Here is a 17,200-nt window from a genome sequence, read left to right as displayed (position 1 = left end):
TAATTGCCCTTTTTAAAATAATATTTTATTCTATGAACTTATGACTTAATAAAGTCTTAGATTACCTTATTTTTTTAAATCTGATTTTATTTAACTTAAATAATTTTGATGGAATATCTTCATAAAAACCATCTTTATCTACCACAATAACGTCTGCTACACTCTTTGTATACTCTTCATCAAAGCTCTTTTTTGCTTCATTTGCTGAAGATGAATATAAAACCTCAAACTTTTTAATGAAGTTATAAAAGTGCGAATCCTTTTGTATAAGTCTAAAAGACTCACCATTTGGGTAGATAAAAGTACTATTTTTTGAGCTTCTAACTCTTTTTTTATGCTTATTTGGAATTCTTGTAAAGTTTTGTAGGGTTTTAAAAGAGTCTACTGTTCTAAGTATCTTTTGCTCTTTGGGTCTTTTTTTTATAAGTGCTAGCTTTTCATTGTCATTTGATGAAAAGCCAACAGTTGTATCTGTTTGTACTAGATAAACAGCATCAGGATTCATTAGCTATTTAAAAACTCTTGGATAGATTTAGGAGATAATCCATCTCTCTTTTTGATTTCTCTCATAGCTTCAAGACAAGCTAAAGCAGCAGCAGCTGTTGTTACATATGGTATGTTCATCTTAAGAACACTTCTTCTAATAGATTTACCATCTTCTTTTGATGACTCTTTTCCATCACTTGTATTAATAGCAAGTGCTATCTCACCGTTTGTGATTGAGTCAGTGATATTTGGTCTACCCTCAGAAATCTTAAGAACCTTTTCACACTCAACTCCAGCATCTACAATAGCTTTGTGAGTTCCCCCAGTAGCAACTACTGAGAAACCTTCATCAACTAATCCACGAGCAATTTTAGGTGCAAACTCTTTATCTAAATCACATAGTGAAATAAATACTTTACCCTCTCTTGGAAGGTCGTTTTTAGCTGCACTTTGTGCTTTTGCATAAGATTCACCAAAACTATCAGAGATACCCATAACTTCACCTGTTGATTTCATTTCAGGAGTTAAAATCATATCTGAACCGCTAAGTTTGTTGAATGGGAATACAGCCTCTTTGATTGCAACATGGTTTTTAAGTATTGGTTTTAACACACCATTATCTTCCCAAATAAGTTCACTATTATATGTATCAAGAGCATTTCTTAAACTCTCTCCCCACATAACTCTTGTAGCTACTTTTGCAAGTGGCATACCAGTTGCTTTTGATACAAAAGGAACTGTTCTTGAAGCTCTTGGGTTTACTTCGATAAGATAAATTTGTCCTTTATGAATAGCATATTGAGTATTCATAAGTCCAACCACACCAAGACCTAGTGCCATATTTTTTGTTTTTGTTTCAAGCTCTTTGATTAACTCATCACTTATAGAAACAGGAGGTAAAGAACAAGCAGAATCCCCAGAGTGAACCCCTGCTTCTTCAATATGTTGCATGATACCACCAATATATACCTCTTTTCCATCACAAATACAATCAACATCAAGCTCAATTGCTCTATCAAGGAACTTATCTATTAGTACTGGTGCATCATTTGATACAGATACTGCTTCGTCCATATATTGTTTTAACTCATTTGTAGAGTATACGATTTTCATACCTCTTCCACCAAGTACAAATGATGGTCTTACAAGTACTGGATAACCTATTTTTTCAGCGATTTCAATAGCTTCTTCTACTTCTACTGCTGTTCCATTTTCAGGTTGTAATAATCCTGCATCTTCTACGAATTTTGAGAATTTTTTTCTATCTTCTGCCAAATCAATAACTTCAGCAGTAGTACCTATGATTTTAGCTCCTGCTGCTGTTAGAGCATTTGCAAGTTTAAGTGGAGTTTGTCCACCAAAGTGTACGATTACACCATCTGGATTCTCTTTTTCTACTACACTTCTAACATGCTCAAAATCAATAGGCTCAAAGTATAAAATATCTGAAATATCATAATCAGTAGATACAGTTTCAGGGTTACAGTTGTACATGATAGTTTTGATACCCATTTCAGCTAAGGCAAATGAAGCATGAACACAACAATAATCAAACTCAATACCTTGTCCGATTCTATTTGGTCCACCACCTATAATCATAACTTTTTTCTCATTTGTTATTTTATTAACTTGTGGGATTCTATTTACATTTGTTGTGGAGTAAAGATAAGGAGTAAGCGCTTTAAACTCAGCAGAACAAGTATCAACTTCGTTGTACTCAAAATCTACTTCTAATACTTTTCTTGCCTTGTAAACATCATCTTCTTTTTTACCAATAAGTCTTGCAATCATAGCATCAGAAAAACCATTTGATTTGGCTATTCTCATATTAACTTCATCACTTAGGATTGATTCATCTATTGATTTTTCTATATTTATTATTTGTCTAAATTTTGTTAAAAACCATGGGTCTATTTTTGATAACTCAAAAATATCTTCATTTGTAAGACCTAGTCTCATACCATCCATTAGGTATTGAAGTCTTTTGTCATTTGGTCTTCTAATCTCTTTTTTAATTAGGTCCATATCAGTAGATATAGAATCAAATCCGATAAGTCCAGTTTCTAGTGAACAAAATGCCTTTTGAATAGATTCGTTAAATGTTCTACCCATAGCCATAACTTCACCAACTGATTTCATAGAAGTAGTTAAAGTAGAGTCAGCTTTAGGGAACTTTTCAAAAGTAAATCTTGGGATTTTTGTAACAACATAATCAATTACTGGCTCAAAAGATGCAGTTGTACCTGTAATATCATTTTCAATCTCATCAAGTGTAAATCCAACAGCAAGTAGTGTTGCAACTTTTGCAATAGGATAACCAGTTGCTTTAGAAGCCAATGCTGAAGAACGAGAAACTCTAGGATTCATCTCAATAACTATCATTCTTCCAGTTTTTGGACAAATAGAGAACTGTACATTTGAACCACCCGTATCAACTCCGATTTCTCTAAGAATTGCAAATGAAGCATTTCTCATATCTTGATACTCTTTATCTGTAAGAGTAAGTGCAGGAGCTACTGTAATACTATCTCCTGTATGAACACCCATTGGGTCTAAGTTTTCAATAGAACATACGATGATACAGTTATCTTTGTTATCTCTGATAACTTCCATCTCATACTCTTTCCATCCAAGCATAGATTCCATTATCTCAATTTCATTGATAGGAGAGGCTTCAATTCCAGCTTCTGCAAGTAGTTTAAACTCATCCATGTTGTAAGCAACACCACTTCCTCCACCTGCAAGGGTAAAAGATGCTCTAGATATAACTGGGAAACCAATCTCTTTTGCAAGTTTTATTGCTTCATCAACGCTATAGGCATTTGCACTTTTTGGTAAATCCATCCCGATTTTTATCATAGCTTCATTGAAAAGATGTCTATCTTCACCTTTTTTAATAGCATCTGGATGAGCTCCTAAAAAGTGTACACCTTCTAGCATACCTTTGTCATACATAGAAGTAGCAACATTTAGTGCTGTTTGTCCACCCATAGTTGGTAGGATTGCATCGATGTTCTCTTTTTTGATTATTTTTGCAATCATATCTTCTGTAATTGGCTCGATATAAGTTCTGTCAGCAAACTCTGGATCTGTCATAATAGTGGCTGGGTTTGAGTTGATTAAAACAACTCTATAACCCAACTCTTTCAATGTCTTAGTAGCTTGTGTTCCTGAATAATCAAATTCGCAGGCTTGCCCAATGATAATAGGACCAGAACCGATTAATAATATAGATTTTATATCTTCTCTTTTTGGCATTTATTAGTTCCCCGTATATGTAGTAAAATTTGGAAATAATATCCAAAAAGTGCTTAAAAAATGGTTATCTGAGAAAAATTATTTTGAAGTTTATTTTTTTATAGAGCAAGAATTGCTCTATATTTTAGTTTGTAGGAAGTTTGAAGTTTTTGTAATTAATTACACCCTCTTCATCAAATGAAAGATAATATAAAATATCTTTTTTAACAGGAAGTCCAGCTAGGTATCTTATGGCTAAATTTGCTTGTAAAGAACCCACATGCATAACTATAGGACAAGCGATACCGTTTGGTTTTCTGTCATTGATTTGAAATACAGCTTCATAAGATGCCTTTTCAAAAAAACAAACCTGACCATGAAACTCCTCAACACTCCCATAAATCCAAGCTTGATTGTTTTTCATGCAGTATTCGTTGATATCTCCACGAGTGGGAAGGTTGTCAGTTCCATCAATGATAAGGTCAAACTCTAAACCTCTTTTTGCAAAATCTTGAAAAGACTCCTTATAAGCAGTTACTTTAGTATAAGGGCATCTAGCTTCAATAAGCTCTTTTAAAACCTCACACTTATACTTTCCATCATCTCCAACTCTAAAACCTATTTGTCTATGGATATTATGCACTCCAACAGTATCAAAATCTACTAAAGTAAACTCCCCTATTCCAGAAGCTCCAAGTGCGATACCAAGAGTACACCCAAGCCCACCACTTCCAATGATGGCTACCTTTTTGCCTTGAAGTGAGTCTTGAGTCTCTTGCCCCCAAAGTTTTATCTGTCTGTTAAAGTATTCGTTAAATTCTTCTTGCATATCAAATCCTAAGTAAATAAGTATAGTTTATTTTTATTATTTTATATTGTAATAATAGCAGATTTTCTTTAAATTTCTTTGACAAATGTCAAATTATACTTGAGTGATTTAGTTTGGTTTAATTTTGTGTAATCCATTTAAAATTATTTTCTCAAATCCACTTTTATCTGCATATTGAACGCAGTCAATAGCACAATCAATATATTGTTTTGGAGTTATGGTTGAATAATCAATTGGTTTATATCCATTAAATATTACTATCATGTCAAAAAACATCCTAGTAATTCTTCCATTGAGTTCATAAAATGGATGTAAGGCATTGAGTTCACATTTATAATATGCTAACTTTTTAGCAAATTCTTCTTTGGGTCTGTTTTCAAAATCTTTTAAATAATTATCTTCTTTTAATTTTTCAAATATTTTTTTAGAAGATGACTCTACAAAAGCACCTTGACAAAATCTACTCTCACCTTTTGCCATATTAAAATCTCTATATACACCAGCCCAATCATAAAGTGATGCAAATGTTCTTTTATGTAAGTTTTTAAAATAGTTTTCATCAAAAAGTGTATTTTCGTCTAGTTCATCAAGAAATATTTCATAAGACTTTATAAGTAATTCTTGTTCAATATCATGTATTATTTGGCTATCTTGTATATCAAATTTATTTTTTGAAATATCTGTATTTGTATAATAAAAGTTATTATCTTTTAGTTGATACTTTAATTTCATACTTATCCATTACTTCTTTTGCTTTTTTTACAGATTCTCTTGTAGATGAATTATAACCTTCAATCGCTTGTGAAACTTTTATTGTTTCTTTGATAATTTGCTTATTTATTGGATTTTTACTCATATTATTCCTTTTAAAAATTATATCTTAAATTATTCAAACAGACAATTAATTATACTCAGGTTTTGGTTGGGCTACTAATAAGTCATTTTGACTGTTTTTATACTCACTATCTTTCACACTTACTTGTCCATTCATAAGCATTGGAAGAAGCCAATCTCTAAGTTTTGCTAGTTTTTGATTATTATTTATTTTACTAATTTATAAATTTTATCTTTTTATTTATAGCATCATATACATAATTTACTATAGTCTCATTCAAAATCAACTCTATAGCTTCTTCAATCACTTCAAAAGGAATTACAAACCATTCTCTTGGTGTAATCCTTTGACCTTTGTCATCAAATAAATCTACATTCAAGCATGTCTCTGCAAAAAATCTATGTATTAAACTTTCTAATTTATCTGCATTTCTATTATAAATTTGATAAGTAGCTATTTTTTTAACATCTGCAAATAAATAAGTTGCTTCATTTTTTGCATTTTTGATTCGTTCATCAACCGATGTACTTGAAAATCCTATTTTATATAAATCATTTATATTTGAAATATCAGGATTTTTAGATTTAGATTTTAAAACATAAATCCATCCTGTTTGTCTATCTTCTTCTTTTACAAAATTAGCATTAGTAAATAGGTTTTCTTTTCCCTTGTCCTCAATATTTGTAATCATTTTTCCATCTTTATGAATCTGTTTTCCTAACGAACGAAATAGCATATTACTATATGTTCCATTTTCAAATATTGTTCTTGTTCTACCTTCAATTCTTTCTCTATTCCCCGATTTCTGGACCCATGTTGTTTTTTCTAAGTCCATTGACTCAAGATATAATAAAACACCACTAATGATATAAAAAGTACCTTCTTTTAAGTCATCTTCATAAGTTCCCATGTCTTTAAGAGTTCTTTTTTCTTCTTTTATATCTTGATGAACCTTTTGAAACATTATTTCATACTTATGGAACTCTTTTTCATCCAAAGGTTTTCTTTTTGCTGTAAAGTCTGTTTTAGCTCTACTATCATTTCTAGGAGTATGTTTATATCTAAAAATATCTAACTCATCATCCGCTTTAAGTAAACCTAAATCATCATCATTTAATATATCATCTAAAGTGATTTCTTCAATTTCTACATGACCTAATAAATTATGTCTGTCAAACGGCTTTAATATTTTTTTATCTTTTTCATTCTCCTTAAAATTACGAAGTTTAGCAAATAGACCATATTCTGACATACTTGAAGTACTTGGCTCTCTGTCATTTTTATCAATGAATATATTTATCTCTTCAAAAGCATCAATAAGTCTATCTTCTTCAGTTTTTATATTTGATGATTTTTGTTTTACATTTAATAAACCAAACTCATCATCATCAAAAATATCATCTAATGTTTTTTTATTCATTCTCTAACGCTCTTTTTCTTTTTTGTTCTCTTAAAAATATCAATGCTTCTGCCATTCTTTTCTCTTTTTGATCAAAAGCTTGTAAACTAGGTTCTTCCCCTGTTCGATTAACCCATTCTTTAATTTTTGGCCAAAGAATAATAGCTTCCTCTTCTGTCATTTCTATTTTAGTAGATTGAATATGCTCATCAATTAGTTTTAAAACTTGTGTTGTTACAGATTTTGATAAAATTTCAAAAGCTTTTTGGAAAGGATTAACTTTATCAATTAAATCAATATGAATGTCATCAATATTTATAAAGCTTCCTGCCATCCTTATAAACTTTTTATCTCCTTGTTCTTCAATAGTACCATTTTTTATAACACTATCTACTACTACATGTTGTCTAACAGCTTCAACATCTTCATCATTTAAATCAGGATAAATCTCTCTTATAATTTTTGGGATAAGTACAGTGTTTATAGTTTCAGGTTCTAAGTTCCCTGGCATTGCTTTAAGCATTTTGTCATCTTGTAAAATTCTAGCTTTTAAATCATTTAAATCTGATTCAATAATATTTTTTGCTCTTTGTGAAGTTGGTAATTTAAACCCATTTATTCTTATGGTTGTTTTATCTTCTTTATCATTATCATCTTCACCTAAATCTTTTGGTTTAAAGTTAAAATTTGGTGCTAAAACTTGCTCCATCAATAAAGATGCTGTAATTGCTTTTAACATATTGTTTACTGCAACTTTTACATCATCATCTTGGGCATCGGGTGCAGCTATTAAATTTGTAAATTGTGCATGTGTTTTGTTATTACTATCTCTTGTAGCTCTTCCAATAATTTGAATAATTTCTGTAAGTGAACCTCTGTACCCTATAGTTAAAGCATGTTCACAATAAGGCCAGTCAAAACCTTCTTTTGCCATACCAAGTGCGATGATAATATCAATATCATCTGCAGATTTTATATTTCTTAAATAGTTTGATATTTTATCTCTTGATTTAGAATTATCATTCACTAAATCTGCAACTTTTAATATTCTACCTGACTTAGCACTTTTTATATACATTACACCAGTTTTTTCATCTTGGTATTCCATTTCACCAAGTACATCTATTATATGATTTACTTCTTCATATTTTTCTTTTGATGATTCAACAGAGTTTACACTTGGAATATGAACAATAGTTTTTTTATTTTCATCTAAAATTTCTGCTAATGCTGACATCTCTTTATCGGGCTGTTTTTTAAAATATCTTCCCGTATAAAAATGATACCCTATACCCAAAGATTTTAAATATTCATAACCATTTAATTGAGAATAGTAGTTGTAAGTTATAGGAATAAATTTTGCTTCATCTTCTGGCATTAGAACTGGTTTACTGTCTCCCCTAAAATATGAACCAGTCATTGCGACTACATGTGCTTTTGATTTAGCCATAATATTTTTTAAAACTTCACCAAGTTTATTATCTCCATCTGCTGAAACATGATGAAACTCATCAATAGAAATCAATGCATTATCCAATTTTTTTTCATCTAGTCCATCAAAAGCAAAACGAAAAGTTGCATGTGTACATATAAGAATTTTTTCATCAGGATCTTCTAAAAACTTTAAAAATGCAGATACTTTACTTTTCTCTTCACCTGGAGTGCAAAGATTATATTTTGGATTTGGACTCCAATTTGTAAAAAAACCATCTTTTTTTAATTCTGTTGTTTCAAAAGATGCTCCAATAGACTTTTCAGGAACTGCAACAATAACTTTTTTTATGCCTTGATTTTCAAGCTTATCTAAAGCAACAAACATCAATGCTCTAGACTTTCCAGAGGCAGGAGGTGCTTTTAAAAGTAAATATTGTGCACTTCTACCTGCATATGCTTTTTCTTGCATTTCACGCATACCTAATTCATTTGTTTTTTTACTTTTTCCTGTTTGTTGGTATGTTACATGTACTAAATCAGGCATTTATTTATTCCTCTTCATTTTTTTGTTTTTCTTTGTTTTTGAAATAATGTATTTTTTTTTATCATCTCTTCATACATTTTAAATAGATATTCTAATCGTTCCGTATCATTTTTAAAAGGTTGTAGGCGGTAGCATTTTTCTATTGCTTCATCTAATTCTTTATGTGCTTGTTTTAAATCTTTTGGCATAGTATCTGGGTTATATAGCGAAGCCATTGTTTTACTTGAATATTTAGCTCTGCATTCTAAGATTGTAAAAGCATAAAGATTTAAATTTTCTTTTTGTTTAATTGATATTTCAGGGAATGGAAAAGTGTTATAACAAAGTTTAGCTGAATATCTATAGTCTGTTTTAATTTTACCACCTATATTTTTAACCCAAACCATGTGTATACGGCTTGTAACAACTGCAAAAATCCAAGGTTCCTCTGTCGCTATTATTAAATTACTATTATTTGCTTTATAAGATGAATTAAAATACCCTATAGGTATATAATGTCTTAATTCTGATGAATGTGCTGGAATTAAAATAAAATTCTTTTCTGGGGGTTGAGTTATTTGAGCAAATAGATGTGGAATTTCTGCTAATTGTGGTCTTGAGGAATCTAATCTAATTAAATAGTTTTTTTCTACCCTTTCTTTAACCAATGGTAGCTTTGAGTATTCTTCTTCCTCTATATCTTCTAACCATAAACAAAATCTATTTTTTCCATTTATAAACTCATGAGCAGATAATAAAGGTTTAATATATTTTTTTGCATTAGGCTCTTTAGATAAAAAATCTATTTTTTCTTCTTCTGTAAATAATAAGGTTCCTCCATCTGCTGGCATATTTCCAAAATTCATTTCAGGAAAATTTGAAATAGATTTTTCACTTTTATCAATTAAAATATTTGAAGCATTTATTAAATATGCATTTATATTTTTTATTTCACTTCGAATACTATTTTTAAAAATAAATTTAGGCTTGTTAGAAACATTTCTTAAACCTACTATAATAACAGTTACTCCAGCGTTTCCTTTTGCATTATTAGTCCATTTAAATGATTGGTGTGCAAAATCTATTTCTATTTTATCATTTAATATTCTATTCCAAGTTATAGGCACTAATAATCCCTGACAAATGGAATTAGTAGAAACGAAAGCAAACTTTGCATTGAAACTTTCAATGTATTTTGCTCCTTTATAAAACCATGCAGAAATATAATCTAAACTTTTATAATCTTTTTGAAATACCACTTTTAAATCATCTTTTTGCTCAGAATTTTGTTTTCTACTCCCATAATATGGAGGATTTCCTATGATATAAACTTCATCTTTTTTTGAAATAGGACAAATAACTTTCCAATCTAATCGAGTAGCATTACCTCGAATAATTGTACCTGATTTTTTTAGTGGAATAATTGATTTATGGTCAGTATATCCTTCTAATTGTTCTTCAAAATATTGATTCATTTGATGTTCAGCTAGCCAAAGTGATAAAATAGCAACTTCATGAGCAAAATCATCTATCTCTATTCCATAAAATTGTTCTAATGATATAACACTATCAATCCACAAATGAGACTGTTCTAACTCAATGATTTGTTGTAGTATTTTTATCTCTAAAAGTCTTATCTCTTTATATGTAATAATTAGAAAATTTCCACTACCACAAGCAGGGTCAAAAAACTTAATTTTTGAAAGTCTTATTATTAATTCTCGTAATTTTTTTACACTCTCTTTTGACTTTTCAAACTCTTCATAAAGTTCATCTAAAAACAATGGCTTTATAAGTTTTAAAATATTTGGTACTGAAGTATAATGCATACCCAAATCACTACGATACTCATCTATAACTACTGCTTGTATCATAGAGCCAAATATATCAGGATTTATTTTTCTCCATTGAAGATTACCAAGTTCAATTAACAGCTTTCTTGCCTTTAAAGAAAAGATAGGTATATCAATAGAATTTTTAAATAAATCACCATTTACATAGGGGAACTTTTTTAAATATTCAACAAAATCATTAGTATGTGAAGTGTTTAGTCTTTGAAATAAACGACCTAAAAACTCATGAGTATCACTTCCGTTGTCATTAGTGTGTTGAACTAAAGTATCAGTAAAGATACTCTCTTCTTTAAATATTCCAGTATCCTCAGCAAAATAGCAAAACAATAAACGTGATAAAAAAATATTTAGATTATGAATTTGCTCTTTAGAGTTGTAAATATCAGGATTTTCTTCTCTTAAAAGATCATAAAGTATTGCCATTTTATAAGCTGCATTTCTATCTGCTTCATTATCATTACTAGCTTTATAAACTTCACTTCCAGCTAAAGGTAAAAAGAAATCAAAATGTTTTGGTAAATCTTCTATCTCAATATCTAAAGGTAATTTATTTAACTTTAGATCTTTCGCCAAAATATGTTTGTAGTCTGTGACAATCATAAATCTAGGCTCTTGCTTTAGGATTGTTTCATCTTTAGATAAAGTGTCAATAGTATTTAATAAATTATCACTATCTACTACTTTAAAAAATATTTTTTTCTTATAAAGAATTTCATCTTTATTTTTGGATAGATTAAAGTCACCTTTTTTTAATCTTGTAATAGAAGTTTTTGATATGCCATAAGCTAAAAGTAAGTCATATATAAACTCTTCCTTTGAAAAATTATCAATAATATTTTGTATATTTTGTTCTATTTCTTTTGTATTCATTTTAATCTCTTAATACTAGCATTAAATATATTTGTATTTATATCCCAATTAGAATTTTTCAAAGATAAATACTTATATCCTAATCGTGTAAGATGTAATATAGATGGTATTTTTACTCTTGTATCTTCATTGTATTTCATTTATTGTCCAAGGTATTATAAATTTAAGAATATTATTTTACTAAAACATAGTAGTGATACCGATAAAATAAAAGATACTTTTAGTTATATTACTAAAATCAAAAAAGAAAATGTCCTTATTCCCTCAATTCAACATTTGCAATCGTTAAATTGTTTATTTTGATTTGCGTAATCCTCAAATAACTGTTTGAATGTTAAGAGATATGCTGGGAGCATATATTAATGAGTTTTATTTGAAAGCAAATCACAATCATAAAATTTAAGAAGTCGAAGACCGATGAAGCCGTTGAGAGTTTTCTTTGTTACTTTCTTTACGGTTAAAGAAGAGTAAAAATAGAGGCACTTATTTCTTGTTAGAGTTTGTAAAAGAGAACTTTTAAATCAAAAAATCTTTCAATATCCCCAATCCAACATCTACAGAAGCCGAGCGTTTATTTCTGTTTTCGGAAAAGACTTGCAACTGTTTGAATATACAAATATGCTAAAGAGCATATTTGTATATGAGTTTTGCAAGGCAGGAAAGATAAATAATAAGTGAGGGAACCTTTGGCTTCGCAGCCGTTGGTGGCTTTTTGTTTTACTTTTTGCCACCAAAAAGTGAAGAAGCGGAAATCTCAGATTTTCAAGACCAAACAAAAATTGACAAAACAAAAGCTATAAGATATAATACTCCTATAATTCGCCTACGGGCACACCCACTTATTTTAAGTGGGGCCAAATAGGTTTTTTGACTTTTCTACAATTACTTTAAAATCTTCTTTATTAATCATTCCAATTTTGTTCATTATTCTTTTTATACTAAATACTTTTACTTGTAAAATTAATGCCGAAACATTTAAAACTTCATTATTATATGTAGTATATTTGAATTTATGAAAATAATCATTATCTTCTCTAAGTGTTGTAGTAGTTGGGATTCCTAAAAATAAATCTTTTGTGAGTTTTCTTACAACAATAACAGGTCTTGCAAAGTTTTTACCTTTACCATTTTGTTCATAACCAATATTTTGTCCAATATTTGCCCAAAATATTTCTCTTGATTTTATACCTAATTTTCTTTCATTTTTAGTAAGTTCTTTTTTTACTTCATACCATTCATCAAAAAATCTATCCATCACAACACACCCTCTTCTTTTAAACTAACAAAGCCATCATTTGTAAATATCACATGATCAAGCAGTTCTATGCCTAAAATCTTTCCTGATTCTTTTAGTCTTTGGGTAACATTTATATCTTCACTGCTTGGTTTTAATATGCCACTTGGGTGATTGTGAGCTACTATGATACTGGCGCATCTTTTTTCTATGGCGTGGGAGAATACTTCTCTTGGGTGAACTAGGCTTTGGTTTAGGGTTCCTATTGTGATGATTTTGGTTTCTATTAGATTGTTTGCTCCATCTAAATATAGGCTTAGAAAGTATTCTTGGCGTTTGTTTTTGTAGGGTTTTAGCTCTTCGTATACATCTTGTGCAGAGTTTATTTTGTAGTTTTGGGTATCTATTAGGTATCTTTTTGATAGTTCTATGGCACTTATTATTTGACTAGCTTTTGCCTTGCCTAAGCCATGTACTTTTAGTAAGCTTATTAAATCTATATTTTCAAAGTTTGAGTCAAAGTATTTTTCTATTTCACGGGAGAGTTTTATAACATCTTTGCCTTTTACTCCACTTCCTAATAATACAGCAATAAGTTCGTAGTTTTTTAGGGCACTTAGACCATACTTAAAAAGTCTTTCTCTGGGCTTATCTATGCCTTGTAGTTCACCTATAGTTTTCATAAACTTCTCCTAACCGTTAAGAAAAGTTTAGCAAATATTTTTTATAGTGATAAAAAATATTTCAAATTGTTATATTTTATTTATCAGATAGCTCTTCGAATTGTAATTTCGCAGTTTCAAGTAGTTTTTGAGCATCTTCTATCTCTTTCATACCATTTTTGTATATCTCAACAGAAGAACTTAAAGTAATATCTGGGTTTGATAACTTTTCTAACAACTCTTTTGCATTTTCTACTTTTTCTTCGAAGCTTAACTCTTCTTTTGTCTCTTCACTCATATTTTTCCTTCTAATATATCGACTACATAGTCTTTAAATTTATCAAGTTCCACTAAAAATGAATCATGTCCATGGGATGATTCTACCATTTTATAGGTTACATTTTCCATATTCATATCTTTCATTGTTGTATATATCTCTTCCATCTCTTTTGGAAAGAACAAAACATCATCAGAAAAAGAGATAAGATGAAGCCTAGATTTTATCTTTGCTAGCGCATCTGGTAGCTTATCTGTTCCCCTTGCTGCATCGAAAATGTTCATAGTTTTACATACATACAAATATGATAAAGGATCAAAGATTTTTGGAAAATTGTAGGCGTTGTATTCCAAGTATCTCTCCACCTCAAATCTTCCAAAAAGTTCATAAAGTCCATCTGTTTCTACATAGTTTCTACCAAACTTATTTTCCATAGATGTAGGTCCTACGTAGGCTATTAGTCCTGCCATTCTTCCAATAGCAAGTCCTGGCAAACCATTTGCTATGAGGTCATCTTTTGTGTAGTTTCCATCTTTGAAAGCTGGGTCGTTTCTTATGGTTTCCATTGCTATTTTATTGACAGCAATAGCCCAAGGTCTTGTATATGCTGTTGTTGCCATAGCGATAATTGTATCTGCAAACTCTGGATACTCTATTGAGTAACAAAGTGCTTGCATCCCACCCATACTTCCACCAATAACTGCTTTTACATGATATATTCCAAGTGAGTCAAAAAGTATTTTTTGGGCTTTTACAATATCACTTACAACTAAAACTGGAAACTTAAATCTGTAGGGTTCAGAAGAGGGCAACATAGGACTCATAGGTGATGTTGAACCAAAAGATGAGCCTATATTATTTGTACATATTACAAAGTATTTATTTGTATCTACTGTTTTTCCATCACCTATAAAATTATCCCACCAACCAGGCTTTGCTTCATTTTCATAACGTCCTGCTGCATGGTGTGAGCCTGCTAGGGCATGGCAAATTACTATAACATTTGATTTGTCTTCGTTTAGTTCACCGTAAGTTTCGTATTTTATTTCATAAGGTTGAAGTATTCTTCCGCTTTCGAGGTATAAGGGGTTTGTAAATTTAGCTGTTTTTGTCTCTATTTTCAAAAAAAATCCATTTTAATTAATTGGTGCATTTTAACAAAACAAATCTAAAATGATTATTTTATTGCAACTGTTCAAAACTTGTCTTCATAAGCTCTTGCCAAACCTTTGAAGGTGACCACTCTTGCATCATAGATAAATCTATATTATCAAAGGGTGTTTTTAGAAAATATTTATGATAGACATACATAAAAGCACTTGCTCTGTAGTTTAAAGCACAATGCACAAGTACTTTTTTACCTTCAAGTGAAGATAGGATGGTTAGAAAAAGTTTTAAATCATCTTTTGTAGGATTTTCAAAATCCACAGGAATATGAATATAAGTCATGCCTAAAGTTGAAACTATTTTATCTTCATTATCTAAAGCATTTGTTGCACTTGATAAAGCTAAATTAATAACAACATCAAAACCATCTTCTAAGATAGCTTCAAACTGCTCTTTTGTAGGCTGTCCAGATGTGGAAATGTTTTCATTTATTTTTATGTAGTTTAAAATAGTCTCAGGATTCATGTTACATCAACTCTTCTAGTTTTATTTGATATTCATCGTTTATATTATCTAGTTTTGTTTGAGAGATCTCTAAAGATTCAAACTTAGTTTCAGCCTCTTTTTCCAACACAGCAATCTCTTTTGATAGCTCTATTACTTTACTATTGTCACCTTTGCTTGTAACATCAGCCAACTCTTCTTTTTTTGTATCAACTAAAGCCTCTATTGATATGATTTTTTTCTCTAGTGCTGAAATCTCTTTTTTTATAGGAGTTGCTATTTTACTCTTTTCTTGGACAACTAAGGCTCTTAGTCTTTTGCTCTCTTTTTTATTTATTTTTGGTTTAGATTTTTTCTTAGGTCCTTCCTCTTCATCTTCCCAACCAATCTTTTCTAAAAACTCATCATAAGTTCCATCAAAATAATCAGCACTTCCATTTGAGAATATAATCAATCTATCACAAACAGCACGAAGTAACTCTTCACTATGCGTTACGATAATAGAAGAACCTTCAAAGTTTTTAATAGCTTGTGTTAAAGCTTCTATTGAACTCATATCAAGGTGGTTGGTAGGCTCATCTAAGAAAAGTAGATTAACTTCCTTTGCTAAGATTTTTCCAAGCATTACCCTACTTTTTTCACCACCTGAAAGAAGTGAAACTTTTTTCTTAGCATCATCCCCTGAAAACATCATACCACCACAAATACGTCTTACTGTTCCTTCACCTAATTTGTTGTTTGTAAGATAAACTTCATCCATAACTGTGTTGTCTGGGTTTAGATGTGAAATATTTGTTTGTCCAAAGTGTCCAAAGGTTGTACTTGTATGTAGTTCGGTTATTCCATGTAAGGCTTTTAATTCACCTGCTATTGTATTTAGAAGTGTAGATTTACCTTTACCATTTTTTCCTATGATTCCAAGTGTTTCACCCTTTTGTAGAGTAAAAGAAATATCTTTAAAAAGTATTTTCTCTTTTGTATATCCAAAGCTTAAATCTTTTACATCAAGTAGAACTTTTGCAGGAGTTTCTTTATAATTGAAATCAAAACTTAGTGTAGAATCAAAATTCAAATCATCTAAAATATCCATCTTTTCTAGCTGTTTTACTTTTGATTGTGCCAAGTTTGCAGTTGATGCTCTGGCTTTATTTTTAGCAATAAACTCTTCTAGCTGTTTTACTTTTTTGTCTTGTGAAGCTTTTTGTTTCTCGTGGTGTTCATCTTCTTCTTTTAATTTGTCATAAAACTTATGTGTATCACCTTTTACTACTTTTAGGTTACGTCTAACTAATCCCATAGTATGAGTTGTAACTGCATCCATAAAATCTCTATCATGGGTGATAATTATAACTTCCCCATCAAAGTTTTTCAAAAATATTTTTAGCCATCTTAATGAAACAATATCAAGGTAGTTTGTTGGCTCATCTAGTAGTAGTAAGTTTGGCTCTGTCAAAAGTAGTTTGGCTAGATTTATTCTGATTTGGTATCCACCTGAAAAAGATAAAGGGTCTTTTAATAAATCTTCTTGTGAAAAACCAAGTCCAAAAAGTATCTTTTCTACTTTATAAATATCATACTTATGTTCTTCACTAAGGGCAAGTGCTGCTTCATCTGTGATAGTTTTTTCTGTAAATACAAGATGCTGTTTTAAAGCACCTATTCTATAGTTTTTTGGTTTTAATACTTCTCCAGCATCTGGGTGCTCTTCATCTAAAATCAATTTGAAAAGAGTAGATTTTCCACTACCATTTCTTCCTACTAATCCAATCTTATCCCCAGAGTTTAATCTAAAGGTTACTTCATCGAATAGTGTTTGTTTACCAAAGCTCTTTGACACGTTTGAAAGTTCTATCATATATTCTTCTTTTTTGTTAATTGAAAGGGGATTATACGCAAGGGGAGTTTATAAGCTTATTAGAAGAGAACTTTTGTGTATAATTACGGATTAAA

15 protein-coding genes are annotated in these 17,200 nt (G+C 30.2%); all 15 read right to left on the bottom strand.

Translation table 11 applies throughout. From position 1 onward, the window contains the following. Positions 1–61: 61 nt before the first annotated feature. The 15 genes from ACNI28_RS12780 to ACNI28_RS12710 all read right to left on the bottom strand — a co-directional run bounded on the left by ACNI28_RS12780 (position 62) and on the right by ACNI28_RS12710 (position 17,105). Positions 62–505 (bottom strand): Sua5 YciO YrdC YwlC family protein, encoded by a 444-nt coding sequence (locus ACNI28_RS12780; protein ID WP_419764649.1) that lies wholly within the window; start codon positions 503–505, stop codon positions 62–64. Beyond that, on the bottom strand, positions 505–3,744 hold the full coding sequence (gene carB / locus ACNI28_RS12775) for a carbamoyl-phosphate synthase large subunit (RefSeq protein WP_419764648.1): 3,240 nt from the start codon (positions 3,742–3,744) through the stop codon (positions 505–507). The genes ACNI28_RS12780 and carB overlap by 1 nt, the downstream gene beginning before the upstream one ends. Positions 3,745–3,868: 124 nt before the next feature. Next, positions 3,869–4,552, bottom strand: a complete 684-nt coding sequence (locus ACNI28_RS12770) for a HesA/MoeB/ThiF family protein (protein WP_419764647.1) — start codon at positions 4,550–4,552, stop codon at positions 3,869–3,871. A 108-nt stretch (positions 4,553–4,660) separates the two neighbouring features. Beyond that, complete coding sequence (locus ACNI28_RS12765; RefSeq protein WP_419764646.1) at positions 4,661–5,284, bottom strand: Fic/DOC family protein; 624 nt, start codon at positions 5,282–5,284, stop codon at positions 4,661–4,663. After that, entirely contained in the window at positions 5,256–5,408 is a 153-nt protein-coding gene (locus tag ACNI28_RS12760) for a hypothetical protein (RefSeq protein ID WP_419764645.1), read from the bottom strand. The genes ACNI28_RS12765 and ACNI28_RS12760 overlap by 29 nt, the downstream gene beginning before the upstream one ends. A gap of 193 nt (positions 5,409–5,601) precedes the next feature. Then, entirely contained in the window at positions 5,602–6,807 is a 1,206-nt protein-coding gene (locus ACNI28_RS12755; RefSeq protein WP_419764644.1) for a GIY-YIG nuclease family protein, read from the bottom strand. Further along, positions 6,800–8,764, bottom strand: coding sequence for a DEAD/DEAH box helicase (locus ACNI28_RS12750; protein WP_419764643.1), 1,965 nt, complete (start codon positions 8,762–8,764; stop codon positions 6,800–6,802). Before ACNI28_RS12750 ends, ACNI28_RS12755 begins: the two co-directional genes overlap by 8 nt. Before the next feature lie 14 nt (positions 8,765–8,778). Next, positions 8,779–11,466 (bottom strand): class I SAM-dependent DNA methyltransferase, encoded by a 2,688-nt coding sequence (locus tag ACNI28_RS12745; RefSeq protein ID WP_419764642.1) that lies wholly within the window; start codon positions 11,464–11,466, stop codon positions 8,779–8,781. After that, complete coding sequence (locus ACNI28_RS12740; protein ID WP_419764640.1) at positions 11,463–11,606, bottom strand: hypothetical protein; 144 nt, start codon at positions 11,604–11,606, stop codon at positions 11,463–11,465. The genes ACNI28_RS12745 and ACNI28_RS12740 overlap by 4 nt, the downstream gene beginning before the upstream one ends. A gap of 704 nt (positions 11,607–12,310) precedes the next feature. After that, the gene (locus tag ACNI28_RS12735) at positions 12,311–12,721 is read right to left on the bottom strand and encodes a type II toxin-antitoxin system PemK/MazF family toxin (protein WP_419764639.1); all 411 of its coding nucleotides are present in this window, start codon (positions 12,719–12,721) and stop codon (positions 12,311–12,313) included. After that, a complete protein-coding gene (gene radC, locus ACNI28_RS12730) occupies positions 12,721–13,383 on the bottom strand; it encodes a RadC family protein (RefSeq protein WP_419764638.1) in 663 nt (220 codons plus the stop codon). The genes ACNI28_RS12735 and radC overlap by 1 nt, the downstream gene beginning before the upstream one ends. A 76-nt stretch (positions 13,384–13,459) precedes the next feature. After that, entirely contained in the window at positions 13,460–13,660 is a 201-nt protein-coding gene (xseB, locus tag ACNI28_RS12725) for an exodeoxyribonuclease VII small subunit (RefSeq protein WP_419764637.1), read from the bottom strand. Further along, the gene (gene metX / locus ACNI28_RS12720) at positions 13,657–14,763 is read right to left on the bottom strand and encodes a homoserine O-acetyltransferase MetX (RefSeq protein WP_419764636.1); all 1,107 of its coding nucleotides are present in this window, start codon (positions 14,761–14,763) and stop codon (positions 13,657–13,659) included. Before metX ends, xseB begins: the two co-directional genes overlap by 4 nt. 58 nt (positions 14,764–14,821) lie before the next feature. Continuing rightward, a complete protein-coding gene (locus tag ACNI28_RS12715) occupies positions 14,822–15,271 on the bottom strand; it encodes a protein tyrosine phosphatase family protein (protein WP_419764635.1) in 450 nt (149 codons plus the stop codon). Position 15,272: 1 nt separating this feature from the next. Then, on the bottom strand, positions 15,273–17,105 hold the full coding sequence (locus ACNI28_RS12710; protein ID WP_419764634.1) for an ABC-F family ATP-binding cassette domain-containing protein: 1,833 nt from the start codon (positions 17,103–17,105) through the stop codon (positions 15,273–15,275). Positions 17,106–17,200 lie beyond the last annotated feature (95 nt).

Source organism: Arcobacter denitrificans (SeqCode) (assembly GCF_048571185.1).
In the GTDB taxonomy this organism is placed as follows: Bacteria; Campylobacterota; Campylobacteria; order Campylobacterales; family Arcobacteraceae; genus Arcobacter; species Arcobacter denitrificans.
The sequence above is the reverse complement of the archived record's forward strand: the minus strand, read 5'-3'. Positions and strand labels throughout refer to the sequence as shown.

What these genes read in the sequence shown, in the direction of transcription:
- ACNI28_RS12765 (WP_419764646.1), bottom strand. Translation starts at nt 5,284, where the DNA reads ATGAAATTAAAGTATCAACTAAAAGATAATAACTTTTATTATACAAAT.
- ACNI28_RS12740 (WP_419764640.1), bottom strand. Translation starts at nt 11,606, where the DNA reads ATGAAATACAATGAAGATACAAGAGTAAAAATACCATCTATATTACAT.
- ACNI28_RS12755 (WP_419764644.1), bottom strand. Translation starts at nt 6,807, where the DNA reads ATGAATAAAAAAACATTAGATGATATTTTTGATGATGATGAGTTTGGT.
- ACNI28_RS12745 (WP_419764642.1), bottom strand. Translation starts at nt 11,466, where the DNA reads ATGAATACAAAAGAAATAGAACAAAATATACAAAATATTATTGATAAT.
- ACNI28_RS12760 (WP_419764645.1), bottom strand. Translation starts at nt 5,408, where the DNA reads ATGAGTAAAAATCCAATAAATAAGCAAATTATCAAAGAAACAATAAAA.
- ACNI28_RS12780 (WP_419764649.1), bottom strand. Translation starts at nt 505, where the DNA reads ATGAATCCTGATGCTGTTTATCTAGTACAAACAGATACAACTGTTGGC.
- ACNI28_RS12715 (WP_419764635.1), bottom strand. Translation starts at nt 15,271, where the DNA reads ATGAATCCTGAGACTATTTTAAACTACATAAAAATAAATGAAAACATT.
- ACNI28_RS12750 (WP_419764643.1), bottom strand. Translation starts at nt 8,764, where the DNA reads ATGCCTGATTTAGTACATGTAACATACCAACAAACAGGAAAAAGTAAA.
- xseB (WP_419764637.1), bottom strand. Translation starts at nt 13,660, where the DNA reads ATGAGTGAAGAGACAAAAGAAGAGTTAAGCTTCGAAGAAAAAGTAGAA.
- ACNI28_RS12735 (WP_419764639.1), bottom strand. Translation starts at nt 12,721, where the DNA reads ATGGATAGATTTTTTGATGAATGGTATGAAGTAAAAAAAGAACTTACT.
- ACNI28_RS12710 (WP_419764634.1), bottom strand. Translation starts at nt 17,105, where the DNA reads ATGATAGAACTTTCAAACGTGTCAAAGAGCTTTGGTAAACAAACACTA.
- ACNI28_RS12770 (WP_419764647.1), bottom strand. Translation starts at nt 4,552, where the DNA reads ATGCAAGAAGAATTTAACGAATACTTTAACAGACAGATAAAACTTTGG.
- carB (WP_419764648.1), bottom strand. Translation starts at nt 3,744, where the DNA reads ATGCCAAAAAGAGAAGATATAAAATCTATATTATTAATCGGTTCTGGT.
- radC (WP_419764638.1), bottom strand. Translation starts at nt 13,383, where the DNA reads ATGAAAACTATAGGTGAACTACAAGGCATAGATAAGCCCAGAGAAAGA.